Genomic DNA, 20,824 nt, shown 5'->3' on the forward strand with positions numbered 1-20,824 from the left:
CTTGCTTCCTAGTTCTTCTTTGAAACTTGCAAAAGCAGCGCGGATTCGGGAATCAGCGTTGGGATGGGAAGGCCGACTTGGCATAGCACGGCTCCAGGAATGGCTACGGCTTCGCCCTCGGGTGGCCACCATGCGGGGGCGCTCCGAAGGTCGAACACGGTTTGGGTGGGTCCTAGCAGGCGAACTTCGTATTCGCCCTCGGGGGCAAGTCCCGGCAAGGTGAGGGGCGCAAAGGGCGCACTTGCCGAGGTCGAAGTGCAGCTGAGCTCGAAGATGGCCTGCCCGTTCCCCACCACTCCGCGGCAGCTCAGTGCCGCATCGGGGTAGTCTGCGCGCACGGTTTTGCCGGAATGCAGCAGTCCCCGATGTTCCTTGTACACCTTGATCCAGGCGGCTAGCCGCTCCTTCTCGGTGGGCGTGGCCTTGCGCAGGTCCCATTCGATGCCCATGTGCTGGAAGAGGGCGGTAATCGCGCGGTAGTCGATCGAGTGCGCTCGCCCAGTAGTGTGCGAGGTGGTGGAGGCTACGTGCGATCCGATTACCTCGGGCGGCAACAGTAATAGTTCACCCCTGTGAATGCCCTGCCGCTCCAGCGGATCAATGCAGTCCGACCCCCATACGCGCTGGCAGTGCGCCATGATGCCCAGGTCGATTCGCCCGCCCCCGGAAGAACAGGACTCGATCTCTAGGTGCGGGAACTGCGCGCGCAGCTTATCTAGCAGGGCATACAGGGCGAGGGCGTGATCGCGGTAGGCAGGCCGACCGGTAAGGCGGGAGCCGCCCTCTAGAATGTCGCGGTTGTAATCCCACTTGATGTACGAAATTTGGTATTCGCTAAGCAGGCTCGCAATGGCGTTGTAAAGGTAGTCGAAGCATTCTTTAATGCCCAGATTCAGCACCTGCTGGTGGCGTCCTTCCATGGGGGAGCGCTCGCGGGTGGGGGCCAGGATCCACTCGGGGTGGGCGCGGGCCAGGTCAGAGTCGGGGTTTACCATTTCGGGTTCGAACCACAGGCCAAATTGCATGCCTTTGCTGGTGACGGCATCGACGATGGGGGAAAGCCCCTGCGGCCAGGCTTCGTCGCTGACGTGCCAATCGCCCAGGCCTTTAGTGTCGTCGCGCCGGGAGCCGAACCATCCGTCGTCCAGGACAAATCGCTCCACGCCGATGGCTGCCGCTTCGTCTACCAGGTCTAGGAGGGGCTGCAAGGTGTGGTCAAAGTAGACTGCTTCCCACGCGTTCAGGGTGACGGGCCGGGGGGTGTCGGGGTGTGCCGGGAGGGCGCGCACGTAGCCGTGGTAGCGGGCGGCGGCGTCGTTGAGGCCTGCTCCCCAGGAGGCCAGCATGGTGGGGCTGGTGTAGCTTTCGCCGCTTTGCAGTACTACTTCGCCGGGGTACAAGTATTCGCCGCCGGCCAGATACGTGATCCCCGAATTCGTCTTTTCTGCCCACGTTTGGGTTGAGCCGGAGTAGGCCACGTGGAGAAGGTGGGCACTTCCATCAGTCCAGGTAGGACCCGGAGTGCAGGTGCCGTGCAGGGTGGAGCCTGCAAAGTCGCGACTGACCATGTTCTGCCTGGTGTGGGTACCGATGGTGAACTCGTGGGTTTGCAGGTTGCGTTCGCGCAGGTGCCGGGATGCCAGGTCCAGGACGCGACTCTCGCGTGCCGGGGTAGGTAGAGCCAGGGCCAGGCGGGTTAGTTCGTACGGATCCTGTCCAGTGTTGGTCAGGGTGGCGTTGGCCTGTACGAGACCAGATGGGGTTACTTGTAGATGTAGGCGCAGTTCGAGGCCGGCGTCGGCGGCCTCGTAGGACAGCTCTGCACTGGCGTCTTCCACCTTTGTGGCGGTCAGCGAGAACTGGGGGGCGAAGTCTTTGCCCTGCCTGGACCCGATTAGCCCAAGTGTCCCTAACCAGCCATTCGATTGTTGCGGAATCAAATTAAGTGTGGCTGGTAAGTCGGTGGCGCTAGGGGCCAGGCCGGGGGTGAAAAACTTTGCGGCAAGGGGGGTGGAGTCAGATGCGACTGGTAGCTGCTTGCCCCAATAAATTGGAGTAGCCGTGTGAACAGGTGTTACATCTAAAACTAATGAGGTTCCACCCCGGGATAGGGTGATGATATGCGGCTGCGCCATGAGGTACCTTTCGACTCTGAAAAGTGATACTTCGACTCTACTTTGTTTTGCGGTAAAATAAAAGCCAATGCGGGATAAACCTAGTCAGCATGAGGGGAATGGGGGACGACGATGGGGTCAACTGCCCTGCAGCTCGCATACGAGATTGTGCGTTCAGCGCCGGTGGGTAGGCGCAGTCTTGCCGCCACGCTGGAATTGTCGCCGGCGTCAGCCACCAGGCTGGTGAAGGAACTTCTTGGAGCCGGAATAGTAGAAGAGGGCGAAGAAACCCAGCCCACGCTGGGGCGGCCGGTGGTTGCTGTACAGCCATCTTCAAAATTGTTGCTGGCCGGCATTACGTTCCACACCAGTGGTGCCACTGCCGTGCTCATGGACGCGCGCGGACAGGTGCGTGAATCGTTAGAGGCTGAACTGTCAGACCATTCGGTTGCGGCAGTGGCAGCCCTAGGCAAAGAGCTGTTGCGCGAATTGGCTGCGGAGGCCGATCGCCCGATAACCGCTACAGGAGTTTCTCTAGGCGGAGCAATAAGCCCTGCCGGGTACGTGACGCGGGCACCGTTTTATGGATGGCGGCAGGTGGATCTTGGTGCGCAGTGGGGGCGGAAGAAACCTACGGTATTTGTGAACGACGCGGATGCTTTCGCCCTCGGAGAGCTCTGGTACGGAGTGGGGCGGCAGTATTCCGACTTTGCCATAGTGACCACCGGAATGGGGGTCGGTCACGCGGTGGTAAGGGAGCGGAAACTCCTTGACAGCCCGTATTCCGGGATCGGACTTATTGGACATGTGCCGGTTGCCGGCCCCGAGGTGGTGTGCAAACTAGGCCATCGTGGATGTGCCAGCGCCGTCTTGTCGATGCCCGCCCTCGCGCATGACATGCACGCGGTTGGGGTACCCGTCGCAGACATTGCAGACGCCGACCAATTTGCTTCCAGTTTGCGGCAAATAGTGCAAGAGGGCGACCCTGCTGGGATAGCCGTGCTTGAAAACTACGCGCAAGCTCTGTGCCGCACCATCGTTATAGTTGGCAACGTGTCGATGGTCTCCCAGGTAGTAGTGGGAGGCGAACTGGCCCAACTGGCAGGGTGGCAGGAACTGGCCGTGAAAGAAAAGCTGGCCCAAATGCACGATCCGGATGAACCTGGCCTGACTCTGCACGTGCGCGATGGGGCCTTCGTTGATTGGGCTAGGGGCGCTGCAGCCGTAGCCTTCCGCACCTGGATTCGGCATCGCCTGGAAAAGTAAAGGCGGCTATCCCGAGGGCGAACCCTAGTTACAGATCCTTCGGCGGCTTGTAGGTGAACTCCTTGTCCGCATCGGTAATGTGGCGCAAAATTTTGGCAGGGACACCGCCCACTACCACCCTGGCAGGCACGTTCGCCGTAACCACCGAACCGGCAGCAACCACTGCGCCCTGGCCAATGGTTACGCCCGGCAGCACTGTCACGTTAGCGCCAAGCCACACCTTGTCCTCAAGAGTGATCTTGCTGGAAAACTGGGCGTAAGTAGCCCGCAATTCCGGGTCGATCGGGTGGCCCGCCGTAGACAACGTGCAGTTCGGACCAATCAGCACCTGGTTGCCAATTTGAATCTCACTATCATCCACCAGGGTCGTCCCAAAATTCATGTACACGTCATTGCCCACGCTGGTGTTAGAACCATAAGCCACATGCAATGGCGGTTCTACGCACACGTCCTTACCCACATGCGCGAACAACCGCTGCAGCAACCGAGTCCTGCCAGCACTATCCCTGGCCGAAGTGCGGTTGTACTTGTCAGCCAACTCCTTGCCGTGAATGCGCTCCTCTTCAAGCACCTCCAAACCTGGACCAAAATCAAGGTAGAGCTCATTTTCGCGCATGCGTCGACGCACTTCGCGCTCCCGGGGATCCATATTGTCTCCATGCCAACGAGGGATCAGACCATCCCATGGTATGCGGGCCCAGGCTTCGTGTCTGCGATACGGCAAACATGTACCCCTCAGGTGCCGGCAACTTGCTGTAAAGACGCTGCGACCTCCGCACATTGCCTGCGGAGGTCGCTACCGGTTGCCGTAGTCCGCAACGCTAAAGGCTATTTCTGCACTTTGATGAAGACGGGGTCTTCATCGTAGGAAGGCCGCATGGTTATTACGCCCTTGGCGCCCTTGGGCACCTCAATAACCTCATTGAATGTTGCAGTACCGCCCTCGTAGAGCTCTCCGGAGCCGTTTCTCGTGGAGTCGTACACAATGACGTGGCTAGTGCGGTTGTAGCTCTTCCCGTCCTCGGCAACGAAAGTCACTCGCAGCAGGCTGGGTATACCGGCCTCATCGGGGTGCTGCGGGTCAGCTGATCCCTTATATTTCGCGGTGACATTCGCAATGGCGTATTCGTTACCGTCTGCTGGTGGCTCGTTGAATCTGTTCGCAGCGAGGACTTCTTTATCTGCGTTTCGCTTGAAGGAATTTATCTTGATAACCCACTCTGTGGTTTCGACGTCCTGGCCAAGCTTGTACGGGTTGGCCCTAGTGCCCACGCTCTTAGAAGCCGATTTCTTGTCCTGGTCAGCATCGTCCTTACCGTCCTCTTTCGAGGGCACAGCATCGTCAGAAGAATCCTCGTCAGCTTTTTGGGAGGGATCGGCTTTTTCAGAGTAATGCGTGTCATTGTGAGGGCGGTAAGAGATCGACGCCAAGCCCGCGTCCATCAGTGCCTTCCCGGTTGTGAATATGGCGGTAAGACCAAGAATGCCCGTTAGGACAAGAGCGCCAATGACGGTCTTGCGTTCCTTATTCTTCACGATGAATCCGGCGACCACCAGGGCCAACGCGATCAGGATGCAGAGCCAGGCAGCGATAATAGTGGGCTTGAAGAATGCCAGGATGATACCGATTACGGCAACTGCGATGCCGGCGATGCCGACATAGTTTAGGTCTTTCTTACCAGTCTGAGTTGTGCCTTGTCTCTGGTACGGGTTGTAGTTGGCGCCCGTGTAAGGCCCCATTCCGCCCTGCGAACCTTGGGGACCCTGTTGCTGCTGGCCCTGGTTGCCCTGCGTAAACTGCTGGTTATGGTCCGGCTGCGGCCGGCTATTGTGAGGCTGACTTACCGGAGCTTGGAATGCGGGGGAAGTCTGGTCAGCGGATGTGCCGCTCCGCGACCAGGGAGTATTGCCTTCGGGCCTGCCCGACTGGGGCCGGGAATTGCCTGACTGGGCCTGCGGCTTGCCCGGCTTAGTTTCAGGTTTTTCTGGTTGGGATCCTGCCGCACCAGGATTTGTGCGTGCGGATTTATCCTGGTCCTTATTAGGGCCAGAGGGTGGTGTAAATGGGCTCGACATTGGCCTGTGCTTTCTTCTCTGATTTAAACATTTTGGGGTGTATTAATTCGCAATTTACTGTGAGGTGGATAACGCCACAACAAATAAGGAACCTGTAGTATCCGGAACGATTGTGCAGGTGGGCTATGGGTGTGCCCTAAAAGCTGCCGTCATCGTCCTGGTCCTCGTCTCCACCCTCGTCGTATTCCTTGACGTCACCGTCCGAGCCGTCGGTGTACTCCTTGATGTGAGTCTTGCCGTTGGGGTAGTGGGTGTATTCCTTGTGTGTGCCGTTGATGTTCTGGGTGTAGGTCCAGTTCATCTTGTCGGGGTCGAACATTTTGAATGCCGCGATAGAGGTCATCGCGATCGTGGCAATTATCAGCAAGAGTGTTGCAACAGCGGCGCCGATCGCGGTCTTCCGCTCCTTGCCCTTGACGATAAATCCGGCAACAGTCAAGATCAACGCTACAAGGACGCACAGCCAGGCGATGGGCAGGGTGGGCTTGAAGAATGCCAGGATTATGCCGATTACCGCAACCGCGATGCCGGCAATGCCAATGTTGTTGCGTTCTTTCTTTACTTCTGGCTGCCGATTTTGCTGGCCAGGGTAGATCGGCCCTCCTTGCTGCGGGGCTTGGTAGTAGCCCGATTGTGGCTGCCCGTATCCCTGGGGTGAGCTCTGGTAGTAGCCCTGCCCCTGGTTGGAGTATCCCTGCTGGCCATACCCTTGGGGCGCGTTTTGCGGGTAGCCCTGCCCCTGGCTACCTGGATTTTGGAAGGGGCTGGAACCCTGCTGCTGGTTGCCAGTGCCGCCGCTATTGTTCTTGTCCGCATTGGCGTCTGGTGAGGACTGGAATGGGCTAGACATTTGCTTGTCTTCCTTCTGCTAAATAATTATTTAGACATGTATCACCTAAAATGTACTGTGAAATAGGTAACGCCTTAACAGATAAGGGGCCTGTTGGCCTGGCATGTTAGCCATGGTGTACCTGCACGCCATCTAGGTAGGTAGCCACGATCTGTACCTCGGCAAGCTCTTTCGCGGGTAGCTGCAGCGGATCTGCGGCAAAGACCGTCAGGTCGGCCAACGCCCCCGGTTCTATAACCCCGCCACTCGCGCCAGTAGAGGCCGCCACTTCACGCGTGTAGCACTGCAACGCCTGCAAGTTGGTGAGCGCCTGATCTGGGCTGATCGGCCTGCTATTCGGGTCCTTGGTGTGCTGGCGCGAGATGGCATCCGCCATGATCTCGCGGGGGTCAGAACCCGCAATAGGCCAGTCCGAACCCAGCGCTAAATGGTCGGCGGCCTTGTAGACGTCCTTTAGTCGGAACGCCAGCTTCGCCCTCTCCGGTCCTAGCCTGCGTGACCACGCGTCGGCCCCATCCGGATCTAGGAAATGAGTGCAATGGGTGGGCTGCATGGATGCGGAAATGCCGGACTCAGCAAGGGCGCGAACGCCCTCGTCGGTAATTTCCTCGATGTGCTCGATTCGGTGGACCACCTTAGTTCGCCCCAGGGAACGGATCGCGTCGATGACGAACTCGATGCCGCGATCGCCAATGGCATGGGTAGAGGTCGGCACCCCGGCCGCGTCGAAAGTGCGCAGTAACTGCACGTAATCGTGCGGGTTGGCCCAAGAGGAGCTGGTGCCTTCCCCTTTCGTGTCGGGCTCAGCCAGCCAGCCGGAGCCATTGTCGATCGTGCCGTCGATCATCATCTTGGCTCCGCGCACCTGATAGCGCCGGCCCGCCTTGCCTTGTAGATCGAGCACCTGCTGGACTCGCTCGGCGGGGTGCCCCGCCAAAATCCAGGGGGCGATGCGCAAGCGGATAGGTAAGTCCCCCTGGGCTTCGATCGCCTCTAGCACGTCTAGGGACTCCGGGTCGTCGAAATCCAACATCTCGCCGCCAGTAAGGCCGCTCGCCGCCATCTGCTGGAAAGTCTCTAAAGTGTCCTTCACCTTCTGCTGCAAGGTGAGTGGCGGGGCCGCTTCCTTTAGACGGTCGATGGCGGATGCTTCCCGCAAGAATCCGGTTGGTTTTCCATCCTGATCCACAATGATCTGTCCTGGCCCAGCCAGCTCTTCAGCGCCGCGAATATTTGCCGCCTCTAACGCCTTGGCATTGGCCACGGCGGCGTGCCCATCGAAGAGCATCACGAAGACGGGATTGTCTGGGAAGGCGTCAGTAAAAGCGGCACCCGAGGGCGCGCCCTCGCCAAAAGCAGACTGCTCAAGCCCCCAGGCAAATACCCATTCGCCCTCCGCTACTTCGCCTGCCGCTTCGAAGAGGAGACTGGCAGCTTCGGCGCTATCCTTCGCCTTCCCCAAGTAGGTGCCGCGCGCGATGTGCTGACCCCAGATGGGGTGAATGTGCGCGTCGGTCAGGCCGGGAGTGATGGTGGCATCCTGGTAGTCGACGCGGTGGTCGGCCTGCCAGGAATCGGCCTCGGCAAGCGAGCCCACCTTTTCGATGTGCCCGGCAGTAATCCCTAACGCCTGGGGTGTATCCGGAGCATCCGACATGGTGTGAATGGTGTTTGCGGTGATGATTAGGTCCATTGTTTTTCCGTTCCGTTAGGTGATTACGCGTCGATGTTTAGGGGTGGGGGAGTCTTGGTGAATCCCCGGGTTTGGAAGGCCAAAATGCCCAGGCCAAGGACGACCCAGATGGCCCCGACCAGGTAGCTGAACCATTCCAGCGAGCTCCACAGGTAGGCGATAAAAGCGAAGCCTGCCAGTGGGGCCAAAAGAAAAGAAAAGAGGGCGCGCAGGCCCCGCTTTTTCTGGTCGATCCAAAAGTATTTGAAGGCGGCCAGATTCACGGCCGCGAAAGCCACCAGGGCGCCAAAGTTGATCATGTAAACCGACTGGTCAAGCGTCAACACGAGGGCGAGCAGGGACAGGGCGGACACTAGCAGCGCCGCCACGTAAGGGGTCTTGAAGCGGGGGTGAAGGCGGGACAGGAATGAGGGCAGAACGCCGTCACGCCCCATCGTGTACAGCACGCGGGATACAGACATCTGCGCGGCGGTGCCGCACAGGGTGGTGCCAAAAACGTAGATGGCCAGGAAGACCGTTGCCAGGATTGGCCCGCCGATCTTTTGCATCATTTCAGTTCCTGCAGCATCCAGGTTCGTTAGCTCCCGCCAGTTCGGGTACAGCTGCGAGCCGGCCCACGCGACTGTGAAGAACAAGATCCCGATGATCAGGGTAGAGAGCATGATGGCACGCGGGATGTTTTGGCGCGGCTTCTTTGTTTCTTCGGCCAGGTTGGATACCCCGTCAAAGCCTAAGAAGGCGAAAGAGAGGACTGCGGCGGCGGCCATTACGGTTCCCAGGGAGCCGGCCTCGGGCGTAATCGGAGCGATGAGCGATTCGGCGCTCAGATGCTGCGCGTGGGTAAAAGCTAGGACTGCGAAGACGACTACGATGGCGGTGCCCGCGACGGCAAGCGCAATGTTTAGTTTTCCCACCCAGGTAACCCCCACGATGGACAAGATGCCGACCAGGATGATTGATGTCAGGGTGAAGATCCACGGTGGGATCGAAGTGAAAAGGGTGTTCAGGTACAGCCCGGTCAGTAGGAAATTGACCATGGGCAAGAAGATGTATCCGAGCAGCATGGTCCACCCGATGAAGAAGCCCACGTACGGGCCGAATGACAGGCGCGAATACACGTATGCGGAACCGGATTTGGGAACAGCCCAGGCCATGCGTGCGTAAGAGTGAGCGGTCAGCAACATTGCTGCCAAAGCGATTATGTAGGCGGCGGGCAAGTGGCCGTCGCTAAGTTTTACCCCTGTGCCGTAGATCGTGAATACTGCCAGCAGCCCCATTGATGCCAGCCCGTAGGCGATCACAGAAGGAAGGCCGAGCACACGATTCATTGCCTGTGCTTCGGCCGGAATGATTCTAGTTTGGCGTTCTGGTCCTCCACGTATTTCCATACGTACCCCCTTGTACGTTGTTGTGGTCCGCAACATAACACAGAGGTGGGACTTAAGTCTCTACGTATTTCATTACTTGGGAAACCGTTTACTTTTTATTGGTGAGTGCGTGGGGTTGCCTTCCGCATGAAACAGCTGCTTGGCTGCTATGTGAGGGGGTCAAAGTTAGACTCGAGGAGTGAAAAACGCGATCATTTTTACCGTCGGATTCTTTGCGCTCGACTTCGTGCTCTACTGGGTGGTCATGTCGATTGCCATGGGGCAGGGCATGTTCGCCTTGAAAGCTAGAGTGCTGATTGCGGCACTCATGGCGGCTACCGCAACCACCGCGGTCTGCGTGTGGAAATTTGGCAAGGGCAAGGACCTGCCCCGCGGGCCGCAAGAGAAGCAATCCCAAAGCCCATACGAGGAACGCCGCTAAATAGAAAGGCCGCCTGACCGGGCGGGGCGTCGAGGATCCGGCCAGGCCATTAGGGGCGCAACGGCCGCCCTCGGCCTATTCGAAGGGCGTGGCTATGGCCGTAAAATCAACGCGCGAACCCAAAGTGCGGTGCGAGAACCAGGTAAGTGCGCCAGCCAACGGAATGCCGAGGGCGGCGGCCCCCACCAGCACTGCCAACGCAGGCCCCGAAGAAGCGGCCTGATTGATCGAAAGATCGTAAGCCTTGTTCACTGTAGAAGGCAGCAGCACCGGGTAGGCGGCAACGTACACCCACGCCGTAACCAGGGCGAGCGGTGCCGTAGCAAGGGAAACGTGCAGGGCCAGGATGCGGCCTCGGAAGACGAACTGCAACGCCAATGCCCCGGCTAGAAGAATGATAAGCACCCACCCGAGGGCGGAGCAGCCGTAGGCAAGCTGGCCCCACACAGCCCAGGCGAGCAGGGGGAGGCCGGCGAAGGGAGCAAGCAGGCTGCGCAGGGCGAAGGCGCGCTCTTGCGGTTCGCATTCAAACGTGATGCGCTGCAGCGCCCACACCGCACCCACGTACGCCAAGTACACTATTAGGGCGACGGCCCCCAGCAGCGAAAATAGGTTTATCGCGGCCCAGGGCGAGCCGGTGACCGAGTGGACGTAAGCGGCCAAATCCGGGTTTGCGGGGCCGTTCGGATCGACCATGGAAGGGTCGGCTATGGCGCCGGCGCGCGGGTTGATGACCTCCACCGGAAGGCCGCGCAACTGGGAGGCAAAAATGATTGCGAAGCAGAAAACGATCACCAGTGAGCAGGCGGTGTGCACCCAATCCAGTAGGGAGCCGATCCGCGCCGATACCTGGCCTCGCCACTCGATGGTGACCACGCGCAGTACCAGGGCGAAAATCAGCAGCAAAAAGTAGGTTTGCAGGCCCGACAGCAGCGAGGAATACCATTCGGGAAACGCGGCAAACAGAGCTGAGACGAAGCTGATCAGCCAGACCTCGTGGCCACCCCAATGCGGTGAAATAGTGCGCACAAGCAGGGCACGTTCGTCCCCATTCTTGCCTACCAGTCCGAGCACGATGCCCGTACCTAAATCCAGGCCAACCAACGCCAGGGTAGTCGCCATTAGGGCGCAAGCAAGGAAATACCAGATGAACTGCAAGGTGGTGATCATTCGAAGGACAACTCCCTAGCTTGGCCCTGACACTTTCTGGGTTTGGGCAGGCCGGCCCGCACCTTCTTGGCCACGAGCGCGCCCCACACCAGGGCAAGCACCAAGTACAACAGGGTCGAAAGAATAAGAGAAACCAGTAGCTGGGTACCCGATACTCCCACCTGCGACAGGCCCTGATTGGTGAGCAGATAAAGGTCTGTCTTACCACCCTCGAAATTCGGGTGAACGATCCACGGTTGGCGGCCCACTTCCGTGTACACCCAACCCGCGACCGCGGCCAGCGACGGCAGTGGCAAGAGGACGAGCCCCCACCAGCGTCCCCGTTTCGGCACTCGGCCACCACGGGTGGCAATCAGGGCACCCACTGCCAGGGCGGGCACGAGCAGCTGCAGAAGCACCATGATGCGGAACGACCAGAAGGTCAGCATGAAGGGCGGATGGTAGGACTCGGTGCGGCCACGTTCCGCCCCCGCCTTGCTGAAGTAGTCCTGGTAGGATTTTTCAACCTCGGACACCGCCAGGACTTTACCATCGAAACTGCCGGTGGCCAGGAACGAAAGACCTCCCGGAATAGAACCGTAGGTCTTGATGTTGCTGCAATCAGAGCCGAAGGCGAACAGCGCTAAGGGGGCGCCGCCCTCGACGGGCTTGCAGTAGGCTTCACCGGCGGCTAGCTTCATGGGTTGCTCGGTGGCCATCTGGATGCCCTGCAGGTGGCCCGTCAGAAGGGTCAGTACCGAGGAGGCAATGATCGCCCAAGAAGCGAATCGCACTAGGGGACGCCAGGTTTTAGAAGCGCTAGCTGCGGCCTGAGTGCGAGCATCCTGCTCGGGGGAGGGGTGGGCAGTGGCGTGCGTGGCGCGGGCGTTGCTGAGGCGGCGGGCCTTGATCATCCACCACCAGGAGATGCCGCCAATGAGGGCGGCCGCAACGATCCAGGAGGAAACGCACACGTGCAAGATGGCGGTCCACAGGGTCCAGTTCGTGATAATCGCGAAGAATCCCGCCCAGCCGTGCAATGCGGCGCGGCCGGTGGTGGCGTCAAAGACGGCTCCGACGGGGTGTTGCATCCAAGAGTTCGCGCCAATAATGAAGCAGGCGGAAAGGTGGGCGGCGATGGTGACGCCCCAGATCGTGGCCGTGTGGAGGCGGGGAGAGAGGGCGCCGTAGCCGAAGATCCACAGGCCTAGTAGGACGGACTCGGCAAAGAATGCGAAGAAGGACTCCAGCGCGAGCGGGGTTCCGAACACGTCGCCGACGAAGCGGGAATACTCCGACCAGTTCATGCCGAACTGGAACTCTTGGACCAGGCCAGTAGCAACGCCCACCGCGAATGTGACGAAGAAGATCGGTCCAAAAAAGCGCACGGCAGACCACCAGTAGCGTTGCTTAGTGCGCAACCACATTGTCTGGGCAATCGCCAGGAAGAGCGACAGCCCGATCGAAATAGGCACGATCACGTAGTGGTAGATGGTGGTGATCGTGAACTGCCAACGCGCCAACGTCAGAGGGTCCAGGCCTCCCTTGTCAGGGGCAATCCCGTCCCCCGCGCTTTGCAGCAGCCCCTGCGGTATGGTGACACCCTGCGCTAACAGGTCAAATACCATTATTACTGGCCTTTCTTGGCGTCGGGGTTGACCCAGCCGTTAGGCTTGCACCCATTCAGTTCGTAGGTCTGCGACTGCATCACGTTCGCTACCTCGCCCGATTTCTTACAATCAACCTGCTTCTTTCCAGTAGCTAGACCGACGAAGTAGTTCAGCAGGTAGGCACGGTATTCGTCCTGGCCGCCACCGGCCTGATCCCAGGGTTTAGCCGAAGTGAACCAGCGATCCGAATTCAGCAGCACCCTGTTGCCAACCAGGCACGAGGCGAAACCGTCATCAACAGTGCCAGCGCACTCCTTCTTAATTGTGTTGGGGCTGACCAGGCGCAACGACACTTGCGGTTGGTAGTCAGTGCGCACAAAGCGCATGCCCTGGGCGGGCCAGGAACGGTTGTCGTTCAACGTCGAGTGCACCGAGTTGGCAAAGACATTCGGGTCTATGGGCATGCCCTGCTCGTAGGACAGGTCGTAGGCAATTTGCTGGCCGTCGCCCTCGGGTGCCGCCTTCTGGCCGGGTATAGCGATCATTCGTCCGGTCGACGCGGGCGGAGTGTAGGTGCCCTTCAGCCCGGAAGGCACCTCGGTGGTGCGCACGGTTGGGATCGGGGTGGGCTCAGGCGAGGGCGAGGGCGAGGGCGAGGGCGAGGGCGTTTCTGAAGCGGAAGCTGACGTGGTCTTATCCGAAGGCAGCACCTGCGCCTCCGTGTTCGGCTTCGCCAGCTTGAAGAACCCAAAGACAACGCCCGCGATCAGTGCTAGTAGACAAACAACGATTGAAGCACCCAGCCACCAGCGGGATTCCTGCCGCTTCAATTCTGCAGACGAGCCAGCATCGCCAGCCACCTTCTCGGCCGGCTTTTCAACTGGCGTGCTGGAAGAAGCCGCAGCAGTCGCTGCCACGGCGGGTGGCGCAGCCTTCGCCCCAGTATCATCCTGATCCTGCTTCGCGGCTGCCGGTGCGCTAGCAACTGCCGGGCTAGACCCGGCGCGAGAGGCCCGCGAAGGGGCGGGGTCGCCCTCGGAAGAAGTAGCCGGGCTGGAATTAGAACGCTTGGTAGAAATAATCGGCGTTGCACCCGTGATCGGCTTAATGGCGGGCATGTGCGTCAGAGTAGTGGTTGGCGAAGTGGCATCGTAGGCGTCGTCATGGTCGCGCATTGATAGGCGGGGATTGCGGATGCGGGCTTTCTGCGCCGGAGATAGATCCTTAACCCGCGGGTCGGCTGTGCCATACCAGTGAGGGCGAGAAGCCGCTCTACTGGCCTGGGTGGGGCGCAGGGTAGGGCGCGACAAAGAAGCAGCCCTGGACCGCAAGGATCGGCGCGGCTGTAGTGAATCAGTAGCCTCGGACTTCTCGGCTTGCTCGCTTAGGGGCGCGGAGGAATTTCGGGAAGCTCCCGGCTGCTGGCCGGCGCGGTGATGCAGGTGCGGGTGCGCCGCTCGCCTACGCCTAGAGGAACGCGAAGGGAACTCGCGGTGAGCGGACTGCTGCGCGTCATTAGCACGCCCGACACCATCACGGGGTGAATCTTCATTCATTCTTCAAGGCTCCAAGGGACCTACGGGAAATAGTGCAGACGTGGCTGCCAGTCGCCGTCAGAAACCACGCTGCAATCAGCGACAAATGAAGCCGCGATCACCAAAATGCTACAACATCGCATGCTAAACCGGGTCGAACCAGCAAAAATGTGATACGCGAATGCGTCTAAAACGTGCTGCGAGTAGTTCGTTTTTCCAAGTCCAGCCAGAATAGGGCACAAGACGTTCGCGAGCGGCCGCTCGCGCAACGAGCCTGCCTATTCTTTGACTGCGCCAGCGGTGGAGTTCATGATCTGCTTTTGGAAGGTGAAGAACAAGATTGCGACAGGGATGGTCATGAGCAGCGCGGCAGACAGTTTCAGCGGGTATTGCGAGCCCTGCGATAGTTGCCCGGAGGCCAGCTGCGCGACCCCTTTGGTCAGGGTTGTCAGTCGCGAATCTTGGGTAGAGACGATGAAGTGATTCAGTTCGTTCCACGATCCTTGGAAGGACAGGATGATGATGGTGACTACGGCGGGCCGTGCCATCGGCATCACGATAGACCAGAAGGTTCGCAGTGTCCCGGCTCCGTCGATGCGGGCTTGCTCCTCAATCGATTTGGGAATTGAGGCGAAGAATCCGGTCATAATGAATACGCCCGTCGCGTCTGCCAAAAGGGGCGGGATCATGCCCGCGAAGGAATCGTAGATGCCCAGCTGTTTGATTACCAGGAACTTCGGGATTAGTAGTACGACGGCGGGAACGGACATGACGGCAACCAGGATTGAATACATGAGCGTCCGCCCTCGGAAGGGAATGCGTGCTAGGGCATACCCGGCCATGCAATCAAATAGGACTCTACCTGCAGTTACTAGAAGGGTAACTATGAGGGAGTTGCGGATCCATAACGGAAAATCCGAGTGGACGAAGAGGCGCTCATACGCTGCCGTGGTCCACTGCTGCGGTAGTGCTAGCGGGTTAGCGGCGGCATCAGGTTCGGTCTTGAATGAGGTAAAAATCTGGATCAAAAACGGCGAAATGTACACTATCGCAAGCGCGATCACTACCAGGTAGAAGGGCAGGTGGCGTGCTTTCAGGCCTGCAAACCCGCCCACCGTCTTAGCGTTTGGCTTGACAATACCGGTGCTCATTTACTTACCTTCTTTCGCGCTTGTGGCGTTGGCGAGGGCGACTTGCTGCCTTCGCGCTTTCCGTTTGCGTGGGCGAACCTCGTCTTTGTCCCGGAGCATTAATCGCTGTAGCAGCGTGAAGGCTACGATGATGAAGAACAGGATGAACGCGATTGCGGCCCCTTGTCCCCACTGTTGGTTGTTGAACGCGGAGTTGAAGGATAGGTAGGCGGGGGTGAGGGTGGTTTTTGCGGGCCCTCCTTGGGTGCCCGTATAAATCTGGTCGAAGACTTGCCAGCACCCGATTAAACCTAGTGTGAGCACGGTGAACACGGTGGGTTTTAGCATCGGCACGGTTATGTACCGGAAGCGTTGGAGGGCTCCGGCTCCGTCCATCATTCCGGCTTCTTCGGTCTCGTTGCCGATGGCCTGTAGCGCGGCAATGAACAGGAGCATGAAGGTGCCCGAGGTGGTGAACACGGCCATCAGAATGAACGCGGTCATTGCGACGGAGGGGCCCGAAAGCCAGTCCCACAAACTTATGCCTAGCAGGTTGTGGTCGGCTAGGGCGCTTACCTTATTTACCCCGAGGCCGGATAGCGCAAGGTGGACGATGCCGCGTGGATCTTGGAACCAGTTTGGCCCGTGTATTCCTAGCCAGCTCAGTACTTTGTTGACTGGGCCGGTGTAGGAGAAAACGAATAACCACAGTACGGTGATGGCTACCGAGGAGGTCACGGAGGGGAAGTAGAAGGCGGTGCGGAAGAAGCTTTTTGCTTTCAAGATTCGCTGGTTCACAAAGACGGCCAGTATTAGTGACACGATGGTTTGTAGCGGCACTACCAGCAGTACGTAGTAGACGTTGTTGCGGAGCGCGGTGCCAAAGTCGCGGGTGGGCAGTCCGCCGTCGGTAAGGATTGAGGCGTAGTTGTTTGCGCCTACGAAGGAAACGTTGCTGCTGAAGGGTGAACCTCGCCCTCCCCAGTCGGAAACGGATACCCATGCTGCCATTAGTACTGGGACGAATAAGAACAATCCCAGAATCAAAATGACGGGGCTCAAGAATAGCCAGCCGGCCAGATTTTGGCCCGTCGTGCGGCTGGAGTGCTTCGTTGCCATCATTGCCTCTCTAAGCCTGTAGAGGTGGGGGCTCCGACGCCCCCACCCGCAGCGTTACTTTAGGACTGCTGCCATGTCCTTTTGGGTCTGTTCGAGTGTTGTTTCAATGTCGAAGTTGGGTAACTGTTCCAGCTTGGAGTTCAGCTCGTCCAACACGTCGGTGGCTCCCTTGGCGGTTGGCACGTTCTGCGCGTAGTCGGCTCCGTCCAGGAAGGCGGCTAGTGCCGGGTTGGCCTTCTTCCACGCTTCGGCGGCGGACTTCACGGAAGGCATTACTCCGAAGTCTTTCGCGAAGGTGTTTTGTTGTTCTGCCTCGGTCAGGTATTCGGCCAACTTCTTAGCGTCCGCCTTGTCCTTCGAATCTGCTGCCAGGCCCCAGCAGTTGGTGAACTGAAGGGTGGCCTTACCGGCCGGGCCGGCAGGTAGTTCGACTACCTTGTATTTCAGATCCGGATAATCGTTCTTGAGGGCGCCCTCGACCCAGTTTCCTTCAACTACCATGGCTGCCTGGCCCTTGCCGAAGGCTTCGCCGCCCCAACCAGAGCCGAGCTGGTTAGATAGTTTCAAAGAGCCCTCTTTAGCCAGGTCAGACAGGTATTGTAACGCCTTCTTATTGCCTTGTGCGGAAGCGATTGCCTTGCCGTCCTTTTCGAGGCCACCACCCGCCTGGGCCAGAAAGGCACCCATGCGCTGGTACTCGGGGCTCATAGTAAGGCCGGGCCGGTCGCCCTTGGTTAGTTTGGCGGCAACAGTCTTTAGCTGGTCCCAATCCTTCGGGTAGTCAGCGTCGGTCAAACCGGCTTTCTCCCATTCGGCAGTATTGATAATTAGTGCCAAAGTCGAAAAATCTTTGGGGGCGCAGTAGAACTTGCCGTCGTGGGTGAAAGCGTCGCGCAGGCTGGGGTAGAAGTCGTCTTTGTTCTTCAAATCGTCGCCGTAGGCTTGCAGGTACCCGGATTCGGCGTAGCCCTGGAACTGGTCAGCGCTGGTATAAAACAGGTCTGGTGGGTTGCCGCCTGCAAAGCCTTGGGCCAACTGTTGAACTAGGTCGGAGGCGACGTCAACCTTGGTGTCGACCCCATTCTTGTCCGCCCACTTGGCGATGGTGTCTTTGACGGATTTGGCTTCGGCGTCTCCGGAGGCCGCAATTAGAACGGACAGTTTGCCGTCACCTTTGCTGTCGCTGCCGGAGGCGTTATCGTCATCGAAACCGGATCCGCACGCGCTCAGCGTTAGCGCAGAGGTAGCGAGCAGCGCCATAGCTGCCGTGATCTTTTTCTTCCCCATTGCTGTTACCTTTCTATTGAGGTTCTTATGACAGGACTGGCTTTGACCAGTGTTCCTGTAGGTTTTATGTTCTTTTCTAGGGAGCTAAGAGCTAGTTGGAAGCAGGTGCGGGCTATGTCCTCGATGGGCTGACGCACCGAATTCATTTCCATTGCGGCAGCGACGGGGGTGTCGTCGAAGCCGAAGATGTTCCCCCTTGCAAAAGCGCCCGAGGTGACCGCGCCTAGTGCTAGCGAATCTGATGCGCACACGACCGCTGTGGCCCCCGCTTCGGCCAGTTCGAGGGCGGCTCTGCGGCCTGCGTCTGTTGAATCCGGGTAGCGGCGTTGTAAGTCGGGATCAATTAGATCGCCTAACGCCTCCTTGTAGCCTAGGTAGCGGTCATGGCCGACGCCCACTTCTGGGTTCCAGCCGATCCACCCGATGCGGTCGTGGTGGGCGTTTCGGAGGGAGGTGACAGCTGCTGCCGTGCCTGCTTTACCGTCTACGTCTACCCAGGCGTATGGGCTGGCGGGGGCTGCCCAGGGGCGGCCAAAGCTGGCACCTGGAAGGCCCGCAGTAGCGAGTGCTGTGGGGCGCGGGTCGCCCTCGGAAGAGGCACTTAGTATGGCCCCGTCGATCGCGCCGGTCTGGTGCAGATGTTGTAGCTGCGCAATTTCGTCCTCGTCCGAGTTGGCGGCGAATACCACCACAGAGAATCCTGCTGCCTGGGCCGTTGCGACCAGTTCGTGCAGGAAGCGGTCCAGGATGTTGCCGTTGATGCCGTCAAAAGTGGGGTGCAGGCGGTAGCCGAAGGCGCCGGCTCGATTGTTGCGCAGTTGGCGTGCCGCCCGCGAGGGGGCATAACCTTGGCGGTCCAATTCGGCGCGGATGCGCGCAAGAGTGTCGGCCTGCAGGCGTTCGGGGTGGTGGATGGCGTTTGAAATGGTTTGCCTGGACACGTTTAGGTCCATGGCCAGGGAAAGCAGTGTCGGTTTGTGTGCCATTGCCGCCCCTTTCTTGCACTTGATTTGAACGTTCAAATAATGTCTACTAGCATAAATACGATCGTGAATGAAAGTCAACCCCGATGGAGTGAAAATGGCTGGTCAGCCCTTCTTGCACAACCTGGTGCCAACCCTGCGCGTGCCTAATCAGGTGTGGGCCGACACCGCCGGAAACCTTGACGGGGGAGCCCAAGGCATCTACTGCTACGACACGCGCCTGATCTCCCGGCTAAGCCTGAGGCTCACCCTCGAAGGGGAAGAAGTCGCCGTCGAACCTCTGACCCAACTGGACTTAGAAAGTGGGCACACCCGCTTCGTGAACGCGCTGCGAATCGAGGGCGACACCGCTGATCCGAAGATCTTGCTAGTGCGCGACCGCGTCGTCGATATCGAAGGCGTGCGCGAACAGATGGCCGTCCAGAACGCGTCCTCGAAGGCCTTCGTCCTCACCTTGGAGCTGCAGGTTAGTCCCGACTTGAGCTCCATGGAAAAGATCAAGTCCGGCAAACCGGCTAGGGCCGTTTATGCCAAGGGTGGCAAGTGGGATGACGGGAGCGCCTTCGCTACTTGGTGGGCTCCGGAAGCTAAACTCGTCGAGAGCGAGACCTCTTTCACCTGTTGCTGGTGCCTCAACCTGAAGCCCAATTCTGAAGAAGCCTGTGCCTGGTCGCTGCAAATGCGTGACGAATCCGGCCAATTCGCCGCGAGTAGGCATGCGGGAATAACCGCGCAGGCACAGCGTAGGAAGGAACCGCAAGAGGCGGCTGGTCCCCGCGCGGCCCAGGAGAAGGTAGACCTTTGGACGGCGGTGGCTGCCCGAGACTTAGACTCGCTGCTAATGGGTGAGCGCTCCCGCCCCGAAAACTCGTTCTACGCGGCAGGAGCCCCGTGGTTCTTCACCCTGTTTGGCCGCGACTCCATCATCACCGCCTGGCTGCTGCGCCACGAATGCCCGCAGGTCGGACTGGGAACGGTGCGCGCGCTGGCGGCGCGGCAGGGGCAGGCCGATCGCCCGCAGACTGGCGAACAGCCCGGCAAAATCCTGCACGAGGTGAGGCGCGACGGCCTCGAAACCTTTGATGCGGGCGGCCGGATTTCTCTGCCGCCTACCTACTTCGGCACGATCGACGCGACGCCCCTGTGGGTGCGCCTGTTCGTCGCCCTCTGGAGGGGTGGTATGGAGGGCGAATTGAGTCCTCTGCTGCAGCGTCTACAGGCTGCGCTGGAGTGGATATGTACTGATGGGGATGCCGACGGGGACCTGTTTTTGGAATATGTAGACAAGTCTGGGAGAGGGCTGGCCAACCAGGGGTGGAAAGATTCGGGTGATTCGATCCGGTGGGCCGACGGGCAGTTCGCGAAGGCGCCTATCGCTCTGTGCGAGGCGCAGGGGTACGCGTATGCGGCGCTTGTCGAGGGCGGCAAATTGCTAGGAGAACAGGGAGTGGATAGCGAAAAGTACGCTGAGCGTGCTGAGCAAATTCGAGAAAAATTCACCTCCACTTTTTGGGTTGGCCAGGGCGCAGACTCCTACCCGGCCATTGCCCTGGACGCGCACAAGCAAACGGTCACTGGCGCTGCCTCGAACATGGGGCACTTGCTGGGAACTGGGATTTTGCGTGCCGATCAGGCGCGAGCGGTGGCTGAACGACTGTGCCAAGAAGACCTTCTGAGCCCTTACGGAATCCGCACCTTGAGCACAAGCTGCGGCGCATTCCACCCCCTCTCCTACCACTGCGGGAGTGTGTGGGCGCACGACAACGGCATGATTATCGACGGGATGCTGACGGAGGGACTCGACGAGCACGCCCGCACAATCGCCAGTCGGATTTCCCGCGCTGCCGAACGTTTCCAATTCCGCATGCCCGAGCTATTTGGGGTCCTGCCCGGCGGCGGCCCGTTTATCCCGCCAGTGCCGTATCCAGCTTCGTGCCGTCCGCAGGCCTGGGCCGCGGCGACCGCATTCGTTAGCGCCCGAGCCCTGCGAACACGCAATTAAAGACCGCCGCCTCTGCCGCGCCCTCGATCTCGGTGCAATCTTGCCGCTGATCTCTCTCATTATTTGGACTATCCCGAAAATGGGGGCTGTGTGTAGGCGCACATTTCTAGCTTTTGGAAAGTGAAAGTCACTGCCAATCGTGCGTTTGTGTATTAGTTTGCCGCTGTTTGTCTGCCCAAAAAAGGGTGTTGGTTAAGACTG

The 20,824-nt window shown here is 59.3% G+C and carries 16 protein-coding genes; 3 read left to right on the forward strand and 13 right to left on the reverse strand.

Annotated elements, in window-relative coordinates; all coding sequences use genetic code 11:
• Positions 1–8: 8 nt before the first annotated feature.
• Entirely contained in the window at positions 9–2,135 is a 2,127-nt protein-coding gene (locus tag QP400_RS03365) for an alpha-galactosidase (RefSeq protein WP_004808379.1), read from the reverse strand.
• A 111-nt stretch (positions 2,136–2,246) separates the two neighbouring features.
• Here QP400_RS03365 and QP400_RS03370 point away from each other — a divergent pair, with 111 nt between their 5' ends.
• Entirely contained in the window at positions 2,247–3,380 is a 1,134-nt protein-coding gene (locus QP400_RS03370) for an ROK family protein (protein ID WP_004808381.1), read from the forward strand.
• Positions 3,381–3,408: 28 nt separating this feature from the next.
• On the opposite strand, the gene QP400_RS03375 is transcribed toward QP400_RS03370, so the two are convergent.
• The 5 genes from QP400_RS03375 to QP400_RS03395 form a co-directional block, all read right to left on the reverse strand.
• Complete coding sequence (locus QP400_RS03375) at positions 3,409–4,029, reverse strand: sugar O-acetyltransferase (RefSeq protein ID WP_004808383.1); 621 nt, start codon at positions 4,027–4,029, stop codon at positions 3,409–3,411.
• 179 nt (positions 4,030–4,208) lie between these two features.
• Positions 4,209–5,456, reverse strand: coding sequence for a DUF308 domain-containing protein (locus QP400_RS03380; RefSeq protein WP_004808384.1), 1,248 nt, complete (start codon positions 5,454–5,456; stop codon positions 4,209–4,211).
• 136 nt (positions 5,457–5,592) lie between these two features.
• The gene (locus QP400_RS03385) at positions 5,593–6,306 is read right to left on the reverse strand and encodes a DUF308 domain-containing protein (protein WP_004808386.1); all 714 of its coding nucleotides are present in this window, start codon (positions 6,304–6,306) and stop codon (positions 5,593–5,595) included.
• A 106-nt stretch (positions 6,307–6,412) separates the two neighbouring features.
• Positions 6,413–7,999: an amidohydrolase gene (locus QP400_RS03390; protein WP_004808389.1), complete on the reverse strand. Its 1,587-nt coding sequence runs from the start codon at positions 7,997–7,999 to the stop codon at positions 6,413–6,415.
• Between the two features lie 23 nt (positions 8,000–8,022).
• Positions 8,023–9,387, reverse strand: coding sequence for an APC family permease (locus QP400_RS03395; protein ID WP_004808391.1), 1,365 nt, complete (start codon positions 9,385–9,387; stop codon positions 8,023–8,025).
• 178 nt (positions 9,388–9,565) lie between these two features.
• Between QP400_RS03395 and QP400_RS03400 the strand changes: the two genes are divergently transcribed.
• Positions 9,566–9,808 carry a hypothetical protein gene (locus QP400_RS03400; protein ID WP_004808394.1) on the forward strand — a complete coding sequence of 81 codons (243 nt, stop codon included), beginning with the start codon at positions 9,566–9,568 and terminating at the stop codon, positions 9,806–9,808.
• Between the two features lie 75 nt (positions 9,809–9,883).
• Here the strand turns inward: QP400_RS03400 and QP400_RS03405 are convergent, their stop codons facing one another.
• From QP400_RS03405 to QP400_RS03435, 7 genes are all read right to left on the reverse strand, one after another.
• Complete coding sequence (locus tag QP400_RS03405; protein ID WP_004808396.1) at positions 9,884–10,978, reverse strand: cytochrome d ubiquinol oxidase subunit II; 1,095 nt, start codon at positions 10,976–10,978, stop codon at positions 9,884–9,886.
• Positions 10,975–12,585: a cytochrome ubiquinol oxidase subunit I gene (locus QP400_RS03410; RefSeq protein WP_004808398.1), complete on the reverse strand. Its 1,611-nt coding sequence runs from the start codon at positions 12,583–12,585 to the stop codon at positions 10,975–10,977. Before QP400_RS03410 ends, QP400_RS03405 begins: the two co-directional genes overlap by 4 nt.
• A 2-nt stretch (positions 12,586–12,587) precedes the next feature.
• A complete protein-coding gene (locus QP400_RS03415; protein WP_285444889.1) occupies positions 12,588–14,123 on the reverse strand; it encodes a DUF3152 domain-containing protein in 1,536 nt (511 codons plus the stop codon).
• 257 nt (positions 14,124–14,380) lie between these two features.
• Positions 14,381–15,253 carry a carbohydrate ABC transporter permease gene (locus QP400_RS03420; protein ID WP_285462530.1) on the reverse strand — a complete coding sequence of 291 codons (873 nt, stop codon included), beginning with the start codon at positions 15,251–15,253 and terminating at the stop codon, positions 14,381–14,383.
• Positions 15,254–16,351 (reverse strand): carbohydrate ABC transporter permease, encoded by a 1,098-nt coding sequence (locus QP400_RS03425; RefSeq protein ID WP_004808408.1) that lies wholly within the window; start codon positions 16,349–16,351, stop codon positions 15,254–15,256.
• Positions 16,352–16,405: 54 nt separating this feature from the next.
• Positions 16,406–17,638 (reverse strand): sugar ABC transporter substrate-binding protein, encoded by a 1,233-nt coding sequence (locus QP400_RS03430; RefSeq protein ID WP_004808410.1) that lies wholly within the window; start codon positions 17,636–17,638, stop codon positions 16,406–16,408.
• A 5-nt stretch (positions 17,639–17,643) separates the two neighbouring features.
• Positions 17,644–18,624: a substrate-binding domain-containing protein gene (locus tag QP400_RS03435; RefSeq protein WP_004808412.1), complete on the reverse strand. Its 981-nt coding sequence runs from the start codon at positions 18,622–18,624 to the stop codon at positions 17,644–17,646.
• A 67-nt stretch (positions 18,625–18,691) separates the two neighbouring features.
• Between QP400_RS03435 and QP400_RS03440 the strand changes: the two genes are divergently transcribed.
• Complete coding sequence (locus tag QP400_RS03440) at positions 18,692–20,623, forward strand: glycogen debranching N-terminal domain-containing protein (protein ID WP_040315513.1); 1,932 nt, start codon at positions 18,692–18,694, stop codon at positions 20,621–20,623.
• Positions 20,624–20,824: the final 201 nt, after the last annotated feature.

This window comes from Winkia sp. UMB3158 (assembly GCF_030217145.1).
Lineage (GTDB): Bacteria > Actinomycetota > Actinomycetes > Actinomycetales > Actinomycetaceae > Winkia > Winkia anitrata.